Origin of the sequence: Jejubacter calystegiae (genome assembly GCF_005671395.1) — a bacterium.
GTDB lineage: Bacteria > Pseudomonadota > Gammaproteobacteria > Enterobacterales > Enterobacteriaceae > Jejubacter > Jejubacter calystegiae.
The window spans coordinates 3,518,081-3,533,582 of record NZ_CP040428.1 but is presented as its reverse complement, the minus strand read 5'-3'; the positions used below and the strand labels follow the sequence as shown (position 1 = coordinate 3,533,582).

The window sequence follows — 15,502 nt, the reverse complement described above, 5'->3', positions numbered from 1 at the left end:
GTTAGTGTTATTTTTCTCTGATACCATAAACCTGCACATCAACCCGGCGATTGGGTTGATTACACTGACTGACCGCCTCGCCACCTTTATATTCATTACAATTTAAAACTGTCGACTCCCGGCTCCCAACCCCTCGGGAAGAAATAATATCCGCAGGAATTCCCGCCGCAATTAACCGGGTCATAATGGTATTAGCTCGCAACTCAGAGAGAGACTGATTATGCTGCTCATTACCAACCGGGTCGGCATGCCCAATAACGATAACCTTGCTGATCTGCCGATAGTCGGAAGTTATCGTCGCTACCAGTTTATTAATTTTCTTTATCGCATCTGGCTGCAGATTCTCCGCACGATATTGATCAAGGTTGAACAATGCGGCTTCGCTAATGGTATAAAGTCCCGATGGGCAGTTATCCCCGGTGATTACGCGGGACAAGGTATGAGCCTGAATATCAATATTCGCTAACTCTTTCTTTGACTGTTCGGAATCCATCCAGCGTCCGATAATGTCCCCGGAGTCCTCCATCGAAATTTGATAGAAATAGGTCATTCCGGCCTGAAGTTCAGGTGTCATCACTTCTGGGTTCTGCTCGTACCCGACAATGCCCTTTTTACGGTTACCTGGTACAATGACCACAGAACTCTTACCCGGACACAGGGAAAGCCCCACTGCCTGGTGCTCAGGGAACAGGCTGGCATGATAATATTTATTGATATAAACATTCAGGGGTAACAATGCATACCGTTGGTGCTGCTGTTGATGGCGAAAAATTATTACCCTGGCACGCGCATCTTCACTCTTCCACTGAGAAGGTAAAGCAGGCACATCCATTTTCCATGGAGTACCATTAACACTCTCATTAAAAGCAGCTGCGCTATTACCAGAAAAGGTAATACCCGAAAGGAGTAATAGTGACAATATATTGCGGATAGCTTTCCCGGGAGCCATCATAACCTTATGTCCTTATAATTACAAAAAATGTTATTAGTCAGCGTATACAGCTGACGACTCGATTGTTATAAACACTGAACAAAAGCCGTATTCGATCAATATACTCACTCGCAAAAAGTAATGACTTGCTGTTCATACGACAAATACCTAATTTATTCAACGCATTAATCTTGTGCCGTGATACCGCCTTCACAGAAAGATTAAGTTGTTTCGAAATTAAATAAAGTGACCGGCCATCAACCAACAATTGAATAATAATCTTTTCATGTTCAGAAAGATTACAATCATACCTCCTCCTGGGTTTATACAGATTTAAGCGATTAACAATACCAGCACAGGATATTTTGCGCGGAATAAAAATATCAAAATAGTCGGAACCAAGCACAGCACCATCATAGTCAGTGATGAAAAACAAATACGTCCTGTCAAGAAGAATGTTATTTAACATACTCCCCAGTCGTTGACGTTCATTAATATCAACAATCACAATAAATGGTAAGCTACAGAAGCTCCACAGAGTATTCAGCCCATCATCAGGCTCTAATCCATATGCATCATATCCCGCCCTGCGAAGTATCGATATCAACCCAAAGCTAAAGAAGAAGTTTTCAGATAATACGAATACTTTCATATACCATCTTCCTTTAGGCATTAACGTTCGATCTGTGAGCAATTATCGTGGTAAAAGTAGAACGGTCTGATTAATTCAGACTTCAAGGTATAACCTTTAACACCGAAGGTCTCAATACGCATGATGAAGTCATGTTGCACCCCAAGGGCAACAAGTCGCAGTTTCAAAGCCTGAATCACCTGCCATAACCGTTGATTTGATGACTTTAAACCATGCAAATCCCATACGTGATAAAGTATCTGTTCATTTGTTGCGATCTTTTCATTTCCATACTCCAATAGATATAAGAACAATCGCATCATAGTTTCCCTGAGGATAAAAGAGTTCCCTGGGTGGGATTTCGAGTCAAAGTTACTTATCTTTCTATGAGCAATCTCTAACTGAACATTGTTTCCTATGTAGTAGCCAATAAGCTCTCTTCCCATAAAGACATTTCCATTCGAAGAAAATATGAATATCTGGCGTTGTCAGGATAGACATTCCGGCAGTACTTATAATACAGATTGCCGTTCAAAACTAAATAAATAACCCCCTCAGAAAACTCATCAAAATTTAAGCCTGATTTATTATAAAAATTCGAATTTTAATTCTATTTAATAGCATAACACCCCCTTTTCATTAACATAAAAACAACATACCAGGAAAATTCCCTAAGAAATCATTTAAAAAAAACAATAAAGACTTTACATTGTTTTATAAGCAAATATCAGATGATTTCACTACTCCCTCCCTAAACCATGGGGGGCTGAACCAGATAATATCCACTTCTCATCACCAGGCAATTTGAAACGCTTTATTAAAAAACTTTATTTCTTTAAGAGCTTACATTAAGAAAACCATAAAATTTATACATTAAAATCATATAGTTATAAGAAAGCCCTCTGATAATCAAGAAGTCTGATTAAGATAAAAAAGAGTTTCACACCATAGCTGACTCACTAAAAAAGCATTTTTTAACAAAGATCGCTAAAAGTTAATTTTTCCGATTAACGATACTGCAGTAACCAGGGAGGACTGGTTATGACATTGCAACAAAAAGATAAAATTGAACAATTAATACACAGAATAATCAAGAAAGTTCTTAAACGAATTGCATCATCAGACAAGTTGCATTTATTATGCTAGTTATAAGGAAAACCGCGTTTAAGGTTTAGTTACTTACAACTGGTGAACAAAAATGTGTGTTGGTTATCTGTTAGGTGAATGTGTGGAGTTTCATCCTGGTGAAAATCTGCTGACTAATCGAAAGAGTAAACAACAACGAGCTGTGCTATCACCAACGACCACTCGCTGCTTATTATTACTGATAAAAAACAGGGAACTGGTAACGCAAAGCGAGCTATTCGAATTTGTCTGGGAGGAGAATGCTATTTCTGCCACCCCCAACAATCTCTATCAGAACATATCTTTACTCCGCCGGGCATTAAAAAGCGTTAGCGATCGCAGTAATAGCTGGGTGGTTACCGTGCCGCGTAGAGGGTTTCGACTGGATAGAGACCTGGATATTGCCCCTCTGGATCTAACAGCAGCGGCAGAGCCCACTGATATAGCGCAAAAAATGACGGCAACGACCAAAGCTGTCGGGGAAAAATCACGTTACTGGAAGCTAAAACTCGAAAACCGTCGCTCCCTACTCCTGTACAGCACCTTATTCATCATCTTCGCCATCACACTGTTCATACTCGACAACACCATATTCCCCGGGGCCTCTCTGGCACAGAATTTCATCTTCCATCAGGAACAGAACGGCTGTCGAATTTATATCAATAAGGATGCTCAGGAATCTAAGACTCATATGAACGTGTTCGCAGCGATACGCACCGACTGTCAACACAACCCTTATACCTATATCACTGCCTACCCTATTCTTCATTCAGCCTCGGTACTCTCCTGTACTGCATCGATAAGCAGTAAAGATCCATTCTGTATTTCACACGTGATCCGGGGGTTTAAATCCTCATGAGCAAGAAAATTATCATTATTATTATGGCAATGATCTTATTCGGTTCATTAATGATGGCTTACCGATATTATCAGAAACGCTACTTTTCGTGTAGCTCACAATACTATACCAACCAAAAAGATCTCTCGATGAAGGCCATTGTTCGTATGGCATTCAATGGAAAACAGGGCGTAATTGTCATGAGCGGTGAAGTGAAGGACGAGCAAGGCAGGCATCTGGCGTTAAATCGACAGATGATGTTTAATTTTAAAGTGGCCAACTCAAGCTACCTGATGCAATCGGTCAAAGCAATTCGTGAAAATTACGACGAAGTCGATGATGCACTGATGGGCCAGTTAATTAATGCTTTCTTCTATAAAGAGAATCGCGTCATCCAGTATAAGATTGCCCGTCAACCCAATGGCGACCTGGCCGTGCTTAGTGGCAAAGTGCCTGTCGCGTGGTGCCACAACACTTAACCAGCCTATTATCCATATCCTCCACCCGGCGGCAGTAACACAACCCCCATCTCATCCGCCAGGGTCTCGACCCGCTCCAGCAGTTCATCACACTGGATCAACGGTCGGGATGCCACCTCGACGTCAAACTGCCGCTGGGCCACGCGATCGCCGAATAGCATCAGCGCTTCGTCGCCGTGCTGGCGTGACGACCAGCACAGTCCCTGCGCTGTGGGATTCTGCTGCCACAGCGCCAGCGCCCACAGGCGAGTGATGGGGTACTGACTGGCATCACTGTCCAGCAGCTGTGAACGTTTGATGCCCAGGCGACGCAGGGTCATCGGCGTCAGCATAATCAAGGTCAACGGCCGTAACGGAATCAGCCGCGACCAGGCCAGACCGCCTAATCGGGCCAGGTCGAAAGGGGCCCCATCGCTGTGCTGGGGCAGATCGTGAAACAAGGTCTCCATAATGACAACATCGGGCGAAGCCCCGGCATATAGGGTGGAGACAGGAAGCCCCTGAGCGTCGCGCAGTGGGCTGAAGCGGGCATCGCCCAGACCAGGGTTAAACTGGCTGGCGCCGAAACGCAAAGAGTGAATACGGTGTAGCGGGCGTCCGGCATCCCAGACGCCGGTCTTTACCCGGGTATCATGGCCGGGTAGCGGAATCAGGGAGGCGGGCCTTCCCTCAGCCATGCACCGGTCCCTGAATCTCTGCCTGAGCGGCCCGGCAAACGGCTTCGGGCTCCGATGTCAGCAGATCTTTCGGTTTGCGCCCGCCAAGCCAGCTATTATCTGACCCCAGCCAGACCGCCATTCCCCAGGGCGTTTTTCGTTCGCCAAACAGAGCTATCAGTCTGGCCATCACCGGCAACGGCGTATAGCCTTCATCCAGTCCGTAAGCCGGGTAGTAATCACGCCCATTCACCGATAGCGCGAAAATCCGTTTTTTCGCCTTCCAGCGATTAGGGGCCGCGCTCGGATTAGAGAGCGCCAGTCCGGCGCGTATCGAAATATCACGGGCCGTCAGCCATTCTGATTCACGCAGAATACGTTCGCTTAGCCGCGCCTGGGCATCGTCAGCGCTGGCTGTCGGCAATGTTCGGGGCGAGGCCTGGATCGCAACCCGCGGCGCTTCGCCACTCAAAGAGGCCGCCAGACGCAGCGCGCTTTCCAGCGCCAACTGCAATACCCGCTCCTGGCCGGAGCCCGCCAGCGCATCGGGTAACTCCATCACCAAATAGTGACTGCCCTTCCCGGTTTTTAACTGACGCAGCTCTTCGCCATTCAGGGTGGAGAATTTCGGATAACCGCTGTCAGAAGCCGGGACCAGTGCCTGAGTTTTATCACTCATCGTCTACCTCCACATGCGTGATATGCATGATATTGGTTATCATACACCCTCATGGCCGATGGTCAAATCTTCACCACCGGATTTCTGTTCGAACAGAACCGGGCAGAACGCCGAAAAACCCGCCTCTTTCCGATTGCTTTTTTTGCCCGGAACCCGGCAATTGCCGCAAAACTGCGCTTACAGCAGAATGAAACGCTGTTTTTAATTCCTTTTACCCCAACATCTGGCTTATACTAGGCGAAAATTGAACTTGAATGGTTTCAGCTTTTTGAACTGCATCCAGATGACAACCCGAGCCAACCTCCGGCGACCTTCACCAACGCCCGGACACTTTCTTCTGCACGCTCTGCTTCTGTCACCTATTCTTGTGGATGTGGCTCAACGTTTATCGAAATACCGTTTCCGGTTGCCGTTTCAGCGGTCACCGCAACCGGAACTTAAATTCCCCATCCTTCACAACTTAAGACTAAGACTGTCATGAAAAAGACCAAAATCGTTTGTACCATCGGTCCGAAAACCGAATCTGAAGAGATGTTAACCAAGCTGCTGGAAGCAGGCATGAACGTCATGCGCCTCAACTTCTCCCACGGGGATTACGAGGAGCACGGCCAGCGTATTAAAAATCTGCGTAACGTCGTAGCAAAAAGTGGTAAATCCGCCGCTATTCTTCTGGACACCAAAGGTCCGGAAATCCGCACCATGAAGCTGGAAGGCGGTAACGATGTTTCCCTGAAAGCCGGTCAGACTTTCACCTTCACCACCGATAAATCCGTGGTCGGCAACAGCGACACCGTCGCCGTTACCTACGAAGGCTTCACCAGCGATCTTTCTGTCGGCAACACCGTTCTGGTTGACGATGGCCTGATCGGTATGGAAGTTACCGCTATCGAGGGCAACAAAGTCGTTTGTAAAGTGCTGAATAACGGCGACCTGGGCGAGAACAAAGGCGTAAACCTGCCGGGCGTCTCCATTGCCCTGCCAGCGCTGGCGGAAAAAGATAAAAAAGATCTGATCTTCGGCTGTGAGCAGGGCGTCGACTTTGTGGCGGCTTCCTTTATTCGTAAACGTTCCGACGTTGAAGAGATCCGAGCACATCTGCAGGCCCACGGCGGCGATCATATCCAGATCATCTCCAAAATCGAAAATCAGGAAGGCCTGAACAACTTCGACGAAATCCTGGATGCCTCTGACGGCATTATGGTTGCCCGTGGCGACCTGGGCGTTGAGATCCCGGTTGAAGAGGTCATCTTCGCGCAGAAGATGATGATCGAGAAATGCATCCGTTCCCGTAAAGTGGTTATCACCGCCACCCAAATGCTGGATTCGATGATCAAAAACCCGCGTCCGACCCGCGCTGAAGCAGGTGACGTGGCGAACGCCATCCTCGACGGTACCGATGCCGTCATGCTGTCCGGCGAATCCGCCAAGGGTAAATACCCGCTGGAAGCCGTTTCTATCATGGCGACCATCTGCGAACGTACCGATCGCGTCATGTATACCCGTCTCGATCACGCCAACAGCAGCCGTAAACTGCGTATCACCGAAGCCGTGTGCCGCGGTGCGGTAGAAACGGCTGAAAATCTGGAAGCGCCGCTGATCGTGATCGCGACCGAAGGCGGTAAATCCGCGAAGTCAGTCCGCAAGTACTTCCCGAACGCCAACATCCTGGCGCTGACCACCAATGAGATCACCTGCCGTCAGCTGGTGCTGAGCAAGGGCGTTATCCCGCAGTTGGTTAAGTCCATCGCCTCTACCGACGACTTCTACCGTCTGGGTAAGGAAGCCGCGCTGGCGAGCGGTCTGGCCCATAAGGGCGACGTGGTCGTGATGGTTTCCGGAGCGCTGGTACCGAGCGGCACCACCAATACCGCCTCGGTACACGTGCTGTAATAAAACGCGCATCCGTAAATCTACAAGGCGCCATCCGGCGCCTTGTTTTATTTTTTTTAACTTTGCGTAGTCGCTATCAATAAAAAATCAAATCGGCTTTTACTATTTAAGCCAGACTAAACTTAAGATGAATCCGATGAAATTCCCCGTTTTTAACTCAGACTTTTTAGCAATTTGCGGCAATTCGCTGCTTCTTTGAGCGAACGATCAAATTTAAGCGTATTAGCATAAAAAAAATATTCTCAAGCGAAAAAACTTTGTGTAATACTTGTAACGCTACATGGAGATTAACTCAATCTAGAGGGTATTAATAATGAATCGTACTAAACTGGTACTGGGCGCGGTAATCCTGGGTTCTACTCTGCTGGCTGGTTGCTCCAGCAACGCTAAAATCGATCAGCTGTCTTCTGACGTTCAGACTCTGAACGCTAAAGTTGACCAGCTGAGCAACGACGTGAACGCAATGCGTTCTGACGTTCAGGCTGCTAAAGACGACGCAGCTCGCGCTAACCAGCGTCTGGACAACCAGGCTCACTCTTACCGTAAGTAAGAGTACCTGTAATAAAAATGGCGCACAGTGTGCGCCATTTTTTTTGCCTGCTCTCCTGCCTTTTGCTTTTACATTGCCCCCTTGCCCCTCAAACGCGCTCTGTCAGCATTCTGGTTTCTTTTAACCCAAGAACCCACACTACTCTGGCTACGTTGCGTAGCGTGCCGCACAGAGGCCCTGTGTCGCTATCGCATTACACTGCCCCAAAAAGCGCTAAGGTTACATCCGGTAACAGCCCATTACTGAACCCCGGACAGTAGTCCTTCGCTCCGGGTTTCGGGGGCGTTGTGCGCGCTCTGAATCGGCGCCTTCGAAGGCGCGGGCGATGCAGTGCCCGACACCTCTACCGGATAGCCAGCACGCCGGGTCATGGCGTTATCTACTGCGCCGCGATCGCTGCGTCCGTCATCAATAAAGCGCCCGAAGCTGGCGCTAATGGCGATTGGCGCCGTTTGTGGGTTATCCCAGTCGTTGGTCGACAGCGGCTGGTGTACTTCCACATAGCGTCGGCCATCCAGCTCAACGGAATATTTCACCGGTTGATTAATAATCTGAACCCGGGTCCCCCAGGCCGCCTTCGAAAATAGAGCTTTGATATCCTCGGAACGCAGGCGGATACAGCCGGAGCTTACCCGCTGACCGACGCTACGCCGTACGTTAGTCCCGTGAATTAAATATTCCCCACCGCCTTTCTCAAGGCGTAATGCGTAGCGGCCCAGCGGATTATTTGGCCCCGCTGGAACCACCGCCGGTAGTTTTATTCCCTGGGCCTCTGAACGCGCCCGAATATTGGCTGTCGGCGTCCAGCTGGGATTAGGGATTTTCTGACTTATGCGGGTTACCATTTCAGGGGTTTCACGGCCAAGCTGGCCGATGCCAATAGGATAAACCTCTACTTTATTCTGCCCTGGCGGATAGTAATAAAGCCTAAGTTCCGCCAGGTTGATCACAATCCCTTCACGGGGGGTGTCCGGAAGCAGCATTTGCGATGGGATGGTGATTTCGCTACCCGCCTTCGGCAGCAACGGGTCGACTTTATTGTTCGCCTCCAGCAACAGCAGAATACCGGTACCAAATTTATCCGCCACGTACTCCAGGTTCTTCCCGTTGTCGGGCATGATGTAGCGTTGATTATGGCCGATCAGTCGGCTGCCGGGAGGCGGCAGCGGATAGTCGACGGCGTGAACAGCAAGCGGGGCGAGCGCCAGTGCGCACAGCACCCCAGTAATGGAGAGAGATAACGCGCGTTTCATACTGAACACCTCACCGGCAACGTGCCGGAATGCAGAAAAAGCGCGGGGAAGGGACCCCTTCCCCGCATCCACAGAATGAAAGCTGTTATCTGAAAGTTTAGTTGAGAGTCGGGGCCAACGCGGCGGCTTTCGCGCGAATTGCACGAATCATTGCTTCCAGTCCCTGGGAGCGCGACGGGGTCAGGTGTTGGGCCAGATTCATCTTCTCGAACCAGGGGCGCACATCGAACTCAACGATATCGCGCGCCGTCATCTGGTGATAGAGAATAAACACCACGGCTATCAATCCCTTAACGATAGCCGCATCGCTGTCGCCCCGTAGCTGGATAACGCCATCCGGCGTTTGATCCATCACAATCCATACCTGGCTCTGACAGCCCTGGATAATGTTACCGGGGTTATGGGCCTCGTCACTGAGCGGCGCCAGACGCTGACCCAGTTCGATGATATAGAGATACTTCTCTTCCCAGTTGGCACAGCGGCTGAAGTTTCGCAGCAGCTTATCTTTGTCCGGCATAGCAGCCATCTTGGCCTCCCTGTTAACCCAAAAGACGGTGGATGCGAATCAGACCGGCCACCAGCCTGTCCACTTCCTCTTCGGTATTGTACATGGCGAGAGAGGCACGGCACATGGCCGGAACCTGGTAAAACTCCATCAGCGGCATGGCGCAGTGGTGACCGGTACGTACCGCAATCCCGTAGTTATCCAGGAAGCTGCCAACATCATAGGCGTGATGCTGCCCCAGATTAAAGGCAATGACCCCGCGTCGATCCCCAGGCCCGTAGAGCGTCAGGTCCGGCACGGCCTGCAATTCCCGTAACGCATAGCGCATCAGCGTGGTTTCGTACTGTTCGATTTCGTCCAGACCCACACGCGAGACATAATCCAGCGCCGCCCCCAGCCCGATAATCCCTGCGGTGTTGGGCGTACCGGCCTCGAAACGCCAGGGGGCTCCCGTATAGGTCGTGCCCTCGCTCAGGCTGACGGTGGCGATCATCGATCCGCCCCCTTCCCAGGGCGGCATCGCCTGCAGAATATCCTGCCGGGCATAGAGCACGCCGATACCGGTAGGACCGTAGATCTTATGACCGGAGAAAACATAAAAATCGCAGTCCAGCGCCTGCACGTCCACCGCATGGTGCATCACCGCCTGGGCACCGTCCACCAGCACTTTCACACCGGCCGCCCGGGCTTCGGCTATCATCTCCCGCACCGGGTTTTCGGTCCCCAGCACGTTCGACACCTGGGTCATCGCCAGCAGACGGGTACGATCGTCGATAAGACTCGCCAGGCGTTCCCGCTGCAGGGTGCCATCCTGATTCAGCGGAATCACCCGCAGCTCGGCGCCGACCCGTTCGCACAGCATCTGCCAGGGGACGATATTGGCGTGGTGCTCCATGGCGCTGATAATCAGATTATCCCCCGCTGCTACCGCCTGGTTGCCCCAGCTGCTTGCCACCAGGTTAATGCCTTCGGTGGTACCGCGCACGAAGACGATCTCTTCCGCCGAACGGGCGTTGATAAATTGCGCCACCCCGGCGCGTACGTTTTCCATACGCTCCGTCGCCTCAGCGCTTAGGGTATGGATACCGCGATGTACCGCCGCATAACCGTGGCGATAGAGATCCGCCTCGGCTTCTATCACCGCCAGCGGCTTCTGGGCGCTGGCGGCGCTGTCCAGATAGGCCAGCGGCTGGCCGTTGACCTCACGCGTCAGGATCGGGAAATCCGCTCGCACCTGTTCGATTGAGAAACTCATGACTGCCCCCCCGCCAGACGCTGGTCGATCCGGGCCAGAACCTGGCGCTTAAGCGCTTCATCGTCGATGGCTTCCGTCAGCTCTGCGGCAAAAGCGTGAATAATCATCTGCCGGGCAGCCTGGCGGTGAATACCGCGCGAGCGCAGGTAAAACAGCTGTTCGTCGTCGATGCGGCCCACGGTGGCGCCGTGGCTGCACTTCACATCGTCGGCATAAATTTCCAGCTGCGGTTTGGTGTCTACCTCCGCCAGCCTGCCCAGCAGCAGGTTGTTATTGGTCATCTGGCCGTCGGTCTTAACGGCATGGGGCGCCACGTTTATCAGACCGTTAAATACCGCTCTGCCCCGGTCGCTGACGATGGTTTTATGCAACTGACGACTGTTGCACCAGCCCTGGTTGTGCTCAAGCCAGGTGCGGCTGTCGCACACTTCGCTACCAACCGGCATCGCCAGACTGTTAAGACGCAGAGTAATATTTTCGCCTTCCAGCCGGGTACTGGTGTGATGGCGCACCAGGCCGCTCCCCAGCAGGAAACTGGTGCTGGTCGCGCTGGCATCGCGATCCAGCCACAGATCGTTGTGAGCGAAGTGGTAGCTCTGTGGGTTTTCGAAGGCCAGTTTAGCGTGGCGCAGACTGGCCGCCGGGGCCACCTGTATGGTCAGACGCCCGCCGGTAAAGTGGGGCCGGTCATCGGCGCTAACGTAATGTTCGATCACCTGCGCCTGCGCCCCCTGTTCCAGGGTCAGGTGGTGACGATAGTGCGCCGTGTTCATCTCATCGCCGTCCAGACCGCGGCTGATATGCATCAGCACCAGAGGCCGTTCCGGCCGCGTATTGCGGGGAACCCGGATATGGGTCACCTCGCCTGCCAGGCTTTCGGTCAGGTGCAGGAAAATCTCCGGCTGAACCGCCACCGGTAATCCCTGACGCCGATCGTTCACCGTAATCTCATAGCCGCTGCCGCTCAGTTCGTCGCTCAGCGCCTCGCAGTAACGCCCGTCGACAAAGACCAGCCTGATGGCATCGATGTTCAACGCCAGTGCATCTCGCTGCTGCTCCGTCAGGAATTCGCCCTGCGGCAGCACGAAACGGTGGGCCAGCAGTTTTTCCAGCGGCGTAAAGGTGTACTTCCAGTTTTCGTGCTTACGGGTCGGCAGCCCCAGGCGCAACAGTTGCTGCATATGCTGCCCGGCTTCCGGACTGCGGGTCTGCGAATTTTCGAACAGATGGTGCCACTGCTGTAGCGCGTTACTGCTGTTGTTCGGTAAGCCAGCCATAGCCCTGCTCCTCCAGCTGTTTCACCAGGGTAAAGTCGCCGGATTTCACGATGCGCCCCTGATATAGCACGTGTACGTGGTCAGGTTTGATGTAGTCCAGAATGCGCTGGTAGTGGGTCACGATCACAAATGAACGCTGACCGTCACGCAGGGAATTCACCCCATCCGCCACAATTTTCAGGGCATCGATATCCAGCCCGGAGTCGGATTCATCGAGGATGCATAGCGAAGGCGCCAGCACCGCCATTTGCAGGATATCGTTACGCTTCTTCTCACCGCCGGAAAAACCGACGTTAACCGAACGGGTCAGCAGATCTTCCGGCATCTTTAAAAGCGCAATTTTCTCTTCCATCAGATCCTGAAAATCGAAGCGGTCGAGCGGCTCCTGCCCCCGGTATTCACGCACCGCGTTCAGTGCCGTCTGCAGGAAAAACTGGTTACTGACGCCCGGAATCTCCACCGGGTACTGGAAGGCCATAAAGATCCCTTCCCCCGCCCGCTCTTCGGGATCGAGTGCGAGCAGATCCTTGCCCTTAAACAGCACTTCGCCGCCGGTCACCTCGTAATCCTCGCGGCCTGCCAGGGTCGCCGACAGGGTGCTTTTGCCGGAGCCGTTCGGCCCCATAATGGCGTGCACCTCCCCCGGCTTGACCTCCAGATTCAGGCCCCGCAGAATCGGGTTATCTTCCGCGCTTACGTGCAAATCTTTAATACTTAACATAGTGTTTCCTTTATAAAACTGCGGTTACCCGACGCTGTGCTCAAGGCTGATGGCCAGCAGCTTCTGGGCCTCTACCGCGAATTCCAGCGGCAGCTCCGAGAAAACGTCCTTACAGAATCCGTTGACGATCATCGAAATCGCATCGTCTTCGCTGATACCTCGCTGCAGGCAGTAGAACAGCTGATCTTCGCCAATGCGCGAGGTGGTGGCTTCATGTTCCAACTGGGCGCTGTTGTTGCGGCACTCCACATACGGGAAGGTGTGGGCGCCGCACTCTTCGCCAATCAGCATCGAATCGCACTGGGTGAAGTTGCGGGCGTTAGTGGCGGTCGGCATTATCTTCACCAGTCCGCGATAGCTGTTCTGGCTCTGGCCTGCGGAAATGCCCTTCGAAATAATGGTGGAGCGGGTGTTTTTACCGATATGAATCATTTTGGTGCCGGTATCCGCCTGCTGACGGCCGCTGGTCAGCGCCACCGAGAAAAACTCGCCGATGGAGTTATCGCCACGCAAAATACAGCTCGGGTATTTCCAGGTAATGGCTGATCCGGTTTCAGACTGGGTCCAGGACATTTTGCTGTTTTCCCCTTCGCACAGCGCACGTTTGGTGACGAAGTTCAGAATCCCACCGTTATTGCTGTCGCCAGGGAACCAGTTCTGCACCGTGGAGTATTTCACTTCGGCATCCCTGTGGATGATGACCTCGACCACCGCGGCATGGAGCTGGTAGCTGTCGCGTACCGGTGCCGAGCAGCCTTCGATATAGCTGACGTAGCTACCTTCGTCTGCCACCAGAATGGTGCGTTCGAACTGACCGGTTTTTTCGGCGTTAATACGGAAGTAGGTGGAAAGCTCCATCGGGCAGCGCACCCCTTTCGGGACATAGATAAAGGTGCCGTCCGATGCCACCGCAGCGTTCAGCGCGGCGAAAAAGTTATCGTTGCCCGGCACCACGGTACCGAGGTACTTCTTCACCAGATCCGGGTATTCGTGAATCGCTTCGCCAAAAGAGCAGAAAATAATGCCCAGACTCGCCAGCTTGTCGCGGTAGGTGGTGGCGACAGAGACCGAGTCGAAGATCGCGTCCACCGCCACCTCTCTCCCTTCCCGCACCGGTACGCCCAACTGGTTAAAGGCCTCTTCCACCTCTTTGGTCAGAAAGGCGCTCTCCTGGCCGGTCTGCTGCACGGCGCCCGGCTGCGATGCGCAGTTATCGTCGCAGTTGCCGCAGGAAGGCGCCGAGTAATAGCTGTAATCCTGATAGTTGAGCTTGTCGTAGTGCGCCTTCAGCCAGTGCGGCTCTTCCATTTTCTGCCAGGCGTGGAAGGCACTAAGACGAAACTCCAGCATCCAGTCGGGCTCGTTGCGACGCGCTGAAATGGCGCGCACCACCTCTTCATTAATGCCTTTCGCCAGTTCATCGGTCTGTAGCTGTGTGAAGAAGCCCTCTTTATAGTTCAGGCTTCCGCTCCAGGTTTGTACATTGTCTTCTGTGGTATCTCTGGACATAACTATTCCGCCTGAACCCCAAAGCTTTCGCCGCAGCCGCATTCGTTCTGCGCTTTCGGGTTATGAAATTTAAAGACCTGGTTTAAACCTTCGTGCACATAATCCACTTCGGTACCGTCGATAAACGGCATCGCCTGGGTCGATACGTACAGCCGGGCGCCGTCGCGCTGATACAGGAGATCGTCAGCCTGGGGCTCGCTCACGGTATCCAGCACGTAGCCAAAACCCGCACAGCCGCTCTTTTTCACCCCCAACCGCAGGCCGAGTATGCCCGGCTCCCGTTGAGTTAACTGGCGAATCTGCTCCGCGGCCGCTGACGTTAGCGTCAGCCCCTGCCAGGCAAAGTCGCCGGGTTCAAATGTTCCTGCATGCAGTTCCATAGCTTCACCTCACTTTTGGCCCCATTAATGGGCCGATAGCACTATGGTAGTGATAACGATTCTCACTTCAACCCAAGCTCCGCAGGGGCATTCACCGCTGGAGAGCTTTTACGGGGGTTTTTTATAAGGATAGACCCTGCAACCACGCTTGCCGTCATCACGACCTGCGTTCTATATAATTGATATCTATAGAATCAGTCACAATGCGCAAAAGGCTTTAGCAATCAGTGTTAAAGGTGCATAGGCAATGCCTATTTATCTGATAGCGGCAGAGGGAAATACAGACGCCGGAAAGATGAAGCGGCGTCTGAGGGGGGAATATCAGAGCGTTTCGGCAAACCAGGGGTCAAAGGGATCGCTGAACCGGCGCCAGGCTTCCGGCCCCATGACCATCTCATCATCGTTATTCAATCAACAAATAATCAAAACGCCCTTCTCTGGCCAGCCGGTTAACCTCCAGCAGCAGATCTTCGCGTAGCGTGCAGCAGATACAGCCGTTGCTCATCTCTACCAGCTTTTCGTCGGTGCGCGACAGCGCCGCTTCGCCGCCCCTGACCAGTCCGGCATCGATATTCACTTCCGACATATCGTTCACGATCAGCGCCACGCGCAGCTGTTCGCGGTTGTTGAGGATATGGTTAAGCAGCGTGGCCTTACCCGCGCCGAGAAATCCCGACAGTACGGTAACAGGGAGTTTTTTCGCCTCACGGCGTCTGGTGAACGGCTCTGACATGGTGGCAACCCCTTATGTCATTAAAAGTGAAGGTCTATTCTTCGCTGGTTTTGTTATGTTATAACATCAGCAAATTAATTTTCCAGCCCC

General features: G+C 52.3%; 17 protein-coding genes and 1 pseudogene. 5 read left to right on the top strand and 13 right to left on the bottom strand.

The window, feature by feature from the left end:
- Positions 1-7: 7 nt before the first annotated feature.
- From FEM41_RS16365 to FEM41_RS16355, 3 genes are read right to left on the bottom strand one after another with little or no spacing between them, the layout of a single operon-like run.
- The gene (locus FEM41_RS16365) at positions 8-952 is read right to left on the bottom strand and encodes an OmpA family protein (RefSeq protein ID WP_138097263.1); all 945 of its coding nucleotides are present in this window, start codon (positions 950-952) and stop codon (positions 8-10) included.
- Between the two features lie 37 nt (positions 953-989).
- Complete coding sequence (locus tag FEM41_RS16360) at positions 990-1,583, bottom strand: LuxR C-terminal-related transcriptional regulator (RefSeq protein WP_168198813.1); 594 nt, start codon at positions 1,581-1,583, stop codon at positions 990-992.
- 20 nt (positions 1,584-1,603) lie between these two features.
- Positions 1,604-2,008 carry a winged helix-turn-helix domain-containing protein gene (locus tag FEM41_RS16355; protein ID WP_138097261.1) on the bottom strand — a complete coding sequence of 135 codons (405 nt, stop codon included), beginning with the start codon at positions 2,006-2,008 and terminating at the stop codon, positions 1,604-1,606.
- Positions 2,009-2,790: 782 nt separating this feature from the next.
- Here FEM41_RS16355 and FEM41_RS16350 point away from each other — a divergent pair.
- Both FEM41_RS16350 and FEM41_RS16345 read left to right on the top strand, forming a co-directional pair.
- The gene (locus FEM41_RS16350; RefSeq protein WP_168198812.1) at positions 2,791-3,546 is read left to right on the top strand and encodes a winged helix-turn-helix domain-containing protein; all 756 of its coding nucleotides are present in this window, start codon (positions 2,791-2,793) and stop codon (positions 3,544-3,546) included.
- Positions 3,543-4,004, top strand: coding sequence for a hypothetical protein (locus tag FEM41_RS16345; RefSeq protein ID WP_138097259.1), 462 nt, complete (start codon positions 3,543-3,545; stop codon positions 4,002-4,004). Before FEM41_RS16350 ends, FEM41_RS16345 begins: the two co-directional genes overlap by 4 nt.
- An 8-nt stretch (positions 4,005-4,012) precedes the next feature.
- Here the strand turns inward: FEM41_RS16345 and FEM41_RS16340 are convergent, their stop codons facing one another.
- Both FEM41_RS16340 and FEM41_RS16335 read right to left on the bottom strand, forming a co-directional pair.
- Positions 4,013-4,681 (bottom strand): RES family NAD+ phosphorylase, encoded by a 669-nt coding sequence (locus FEM41_RS16340; RefSeq protein WP_138097258.1) that lies wholly within the window; start codon positions 4,679-4,681, stop codon positions 4,013-4,015.
- Positions 4,674-5,339, bottom strand: a complete 666-nt coding sequence (locus tag FEM41_RS16335; RefSeq protein ID WP_138097257.1) for an antitoxin Xre/MbcA/ParS toxin-binding domain-containing protein — start codon at positions 5,337-5,339, stop codon at positions 4,674-4,676. The genes FEM41_RS16340 and FEM41_RS16335 overlap by 8 nt, the downstream gene beginning before the upstream one ends.
- A 51-nt stretch (positions 5,340-5,390) precedes the next feature.
- Here FEM41_RS16335 and FEM41_RS16330 point away from each other — a divergent pair, with 51 nt between their 5' ends.
- From FEM41_RS16330 to FEM41_RS16320, 3 genes are all read left to right on the top strand, one after another.
- A complete protein-coding gene (locus FEM41_RS16330) occupies positions 5,391-5,576 on the top strand; it encodes a hypothetical protein (RefSeq protein WP_138097256.1) in 186 nt (61 codons plus the stop codon).
- 240 nt (positions 5,577-5,816) lie between these two features.
- On the top strand, positions 5,817-7,229 hold the full coding sequence (gene pykF / locus FEM41_RS16325) for a pyruvate kinase PykF (protein ID WP_138097255.1): 1,413 nt from the start codon (positions 5,817-5,819) through the stop codon (positions 7,227-7,229).
- Between the two features lie 313 nt (positions 7,230-7,542).
- Positions 7,543-7,779, top strand: a complete 237-nt coding sequence (locus tag FEM41_RS16320; protein ID WP_002908860.1) for a major outer membrane lipoprotein — start codon at positions 7,543-7,545, stop codon at positions 7,777-7,779.
- Positions 7,780-8,018: 239 nt separating this feature from the next.
- On the opposite strand, the gene ldtE is transcribed toward FEM41_RS16320, so the two are convergent.
- From ldtE to FEM41_RS16280, 8 genes and pseudogenes are all read right to left on the bottom strand, one after another.
- Entirely contained in the window at positions 8,019-9,032 is a 1,014-nt protein-coding gene (ldtE, locus tag FEM41_RS16315) for a L,D-transpeptidase LdtE (RefSeq protein ID WP_138097254.1), read from the bottom strand.
- A gap of 97 nt (positions 9,033-9,129) precedes the next feature.
- Positions 9,130-9,558 (bottom strand): cysteine desulfuration protein SufE, encoded by a 429-nt coding sequence (sufE, locus tag FEM41_RS16310; protein ID WP_138097253.1) that lies wholly within the window; start codon positions 9,556-9,558, stop codon positions 9,130-9,132.
- Positions 9,559-9,571: 13 nt separating this feature from the next.
- The gene (gene sufS, locus FEM41_RS16305; protein ID WP_138097252.1) at positions 9,572-10,792 is read right to left on the bottom strand and encodes a cysteine desulfurase SufS; all 1,221 of its coding nucleotides are present in this window, start codon (positions 10,790-10,792) and stop codon (positions 9,572-9,574) included.
- On the bottom strand, positions 10,789-12,069 hold the full coding sequence (sufD, locus tag FEM41_RS16300) for a Fe-S cluster assembly protein SufD (RefSeq protein ID WP_138097251.1): 1,281 nt from the start codon (positions 12,067-12,069) through the stop codon (positions 10,789-10,791). Before sufD ends, sufS begins: the two co-directional genes overlap by 4 nt.
- Positions 12,041-12,790 (bottom strand): Fe-S cluster assembly ATPase SufC, encoded by a 750-nt coding sequence (gene sufC / locus FEM41_RS16295; RefSeq protein WP_138097250.1) that lies wholly within the window; start codon positions 12,788-12,790, stop codon positions 12,041-12,043. Before sufC ends, sufD begins: the two co-directional genes overlap by 29 nt.
- A 24-nt stretch (positions 12,791-12,814) precedes the next feature.
- On the bottom strand, positions 12,815-14,299 hold the full coding sequence (gene sufB, locus FEM41_RS16290; protein ID WP_138097249.1) for a Fe-S cluster assembly protein SufB: 1,485 nt from the start codon (positions 14,297-14,299) through the stop codon (positions 12,815-12,817).
- Positions 14,300-14,301: 2 nt separating this feature from the next.
- Positions 14,302-14,679 carry a Fe-S cluster assembly scaffold SufA gene (sufA, locus tag FEM41_RS16285; RefSeq protein ID WP_138097248.1) on the bottom strand — a complete coding sequence of 126 codons (378 nt, stop codon included), beginning with the start codon at positions 14,677-14,679 and terminating at the stop codon, positions 14,302-14,304.
- 406 nt (positions 14,680-15,085) lie between these two features.
- A pseudogene (locus tag FEM41_RS16280) lies at positions 15,086-15,412 on the bottom strand (GTP-binding protein); the annotation flags it as partial.
- Between the last annotated feature and the right edge of the window lie 90 nt (positions 15,413-15,502).

Excerpts from the sequence above, each read along its gene's own strand:
- FEM41_RS16365 (WP_138097263.1), bottom strand. The coding sequence starts at position 952 with ATGATGGCTCCCGGGAAAGCTATCCGCAATATATTGTCACTATTACTC.
- FEM41_RS16360 (WP_168198813.1), bottom strand. The coding sequence starts at position 1,583 with ATGAAAGTATTCGTATTATCTGAAAACTTCTTCTTTAGCTTTGGGTTG.
- FEM41_RS16355 (WP_138097261.1), bottom strand. The coding sequence starts at position 2,008 with ATGGGAAGAGAGCTTATTGGCTACTACATAGGAAACAATGTTCAGTTA.
- FEM41_RS16345 (WP_138097259.1), top strand. The coding sequence starts at position 3,543 with ATGAGCAAGAAAATTATCATTATTATTATGGCAATGATCTTATTCGGT.
- FEM41_RS16340 (WP_138097258.1), bottom strand. The coding sequence starts at position 4,681 with ATGGCTGAGGGAAGGCCCGCCTCCCTGATTCCGCTACCCGGCCATGAT.
- FEM41_RS16335 (WP_138097257.1), bottom strand. The coding sequence starts at position 5,339 with ATGAGTGATAAAACTCAGGCACTGGTCCCGGCTTCTGACAGCGGTTAT.
- FEM41_RS16330 (WP_138097256.1), top strand. The coding sequence starts at position 5,391 with ATGGCCGATGGTCAAATCTTCACCACCGGATTTCTGTTCGAACAGAAC.
- pykF (WP_138097255.1), top strand. The coding sequence starts at position 5,817 with ATGAAAAAGACCAAAATCGTTTGTACCATCGGTCCGAAAACCGAATCT.
- FEM41_RS16320 (WP_002908860.1), top strand. The coding sequence starts at position 7,543 with ATGAATCGTACTAAACTGGTACTGGGCGCGGTAATCCTGGGTTCTACT.
- ldtE (WP_138097254.1), bottom strand. The coding sequence starts at position 9,032 with ATGAAACGCGCGTTATCTCTCTCCATTACTGGGGTGCTGTGCGCACTG.
- sufE (WP_138097253.1), bottom strand. The coding sequence starts at position 9,558 with ATGGCTGCTATGCCGGACAAAGATAAGCTGCTGCGAAACTTCAGCCGC.
- sufS (WP_138097252.1), bottom strand. The coding sequence starts at position 10,792 with ATGAGTTTCTCAATCGAACAGGTGCGAGCGGATTTCCCGATCCTGACG.
- sufD (WP_138097251.1), bottom strand. The coding sequence starts at position 12,069 with ATGGCTGGCTTACCGAACAACAGCAGTAACGCGCTACAGCAGTGGCAC.
- sufC (WP_138097250.1), bottom strand. The coding sequence starts at position 12,790 with ATGTTAAGTATTAAAGATTTGCACGTAAGCGCGGAAGATAACCCGATT.
- sufB (WP_138097249.1), bottom strand. The coding sequence starts at position 14,299 with ATGTCCAGAGATACCACAGAAGACAATGTACAAACCTGGAGCGGAAGC.
- sufA (WP_138097248.1), bottom strand. The coding sequence starts at position 14,679 with ATGGAACTGCATGCAGGAACATTTGAACCCGGCGACTTTGCCTGGCAG.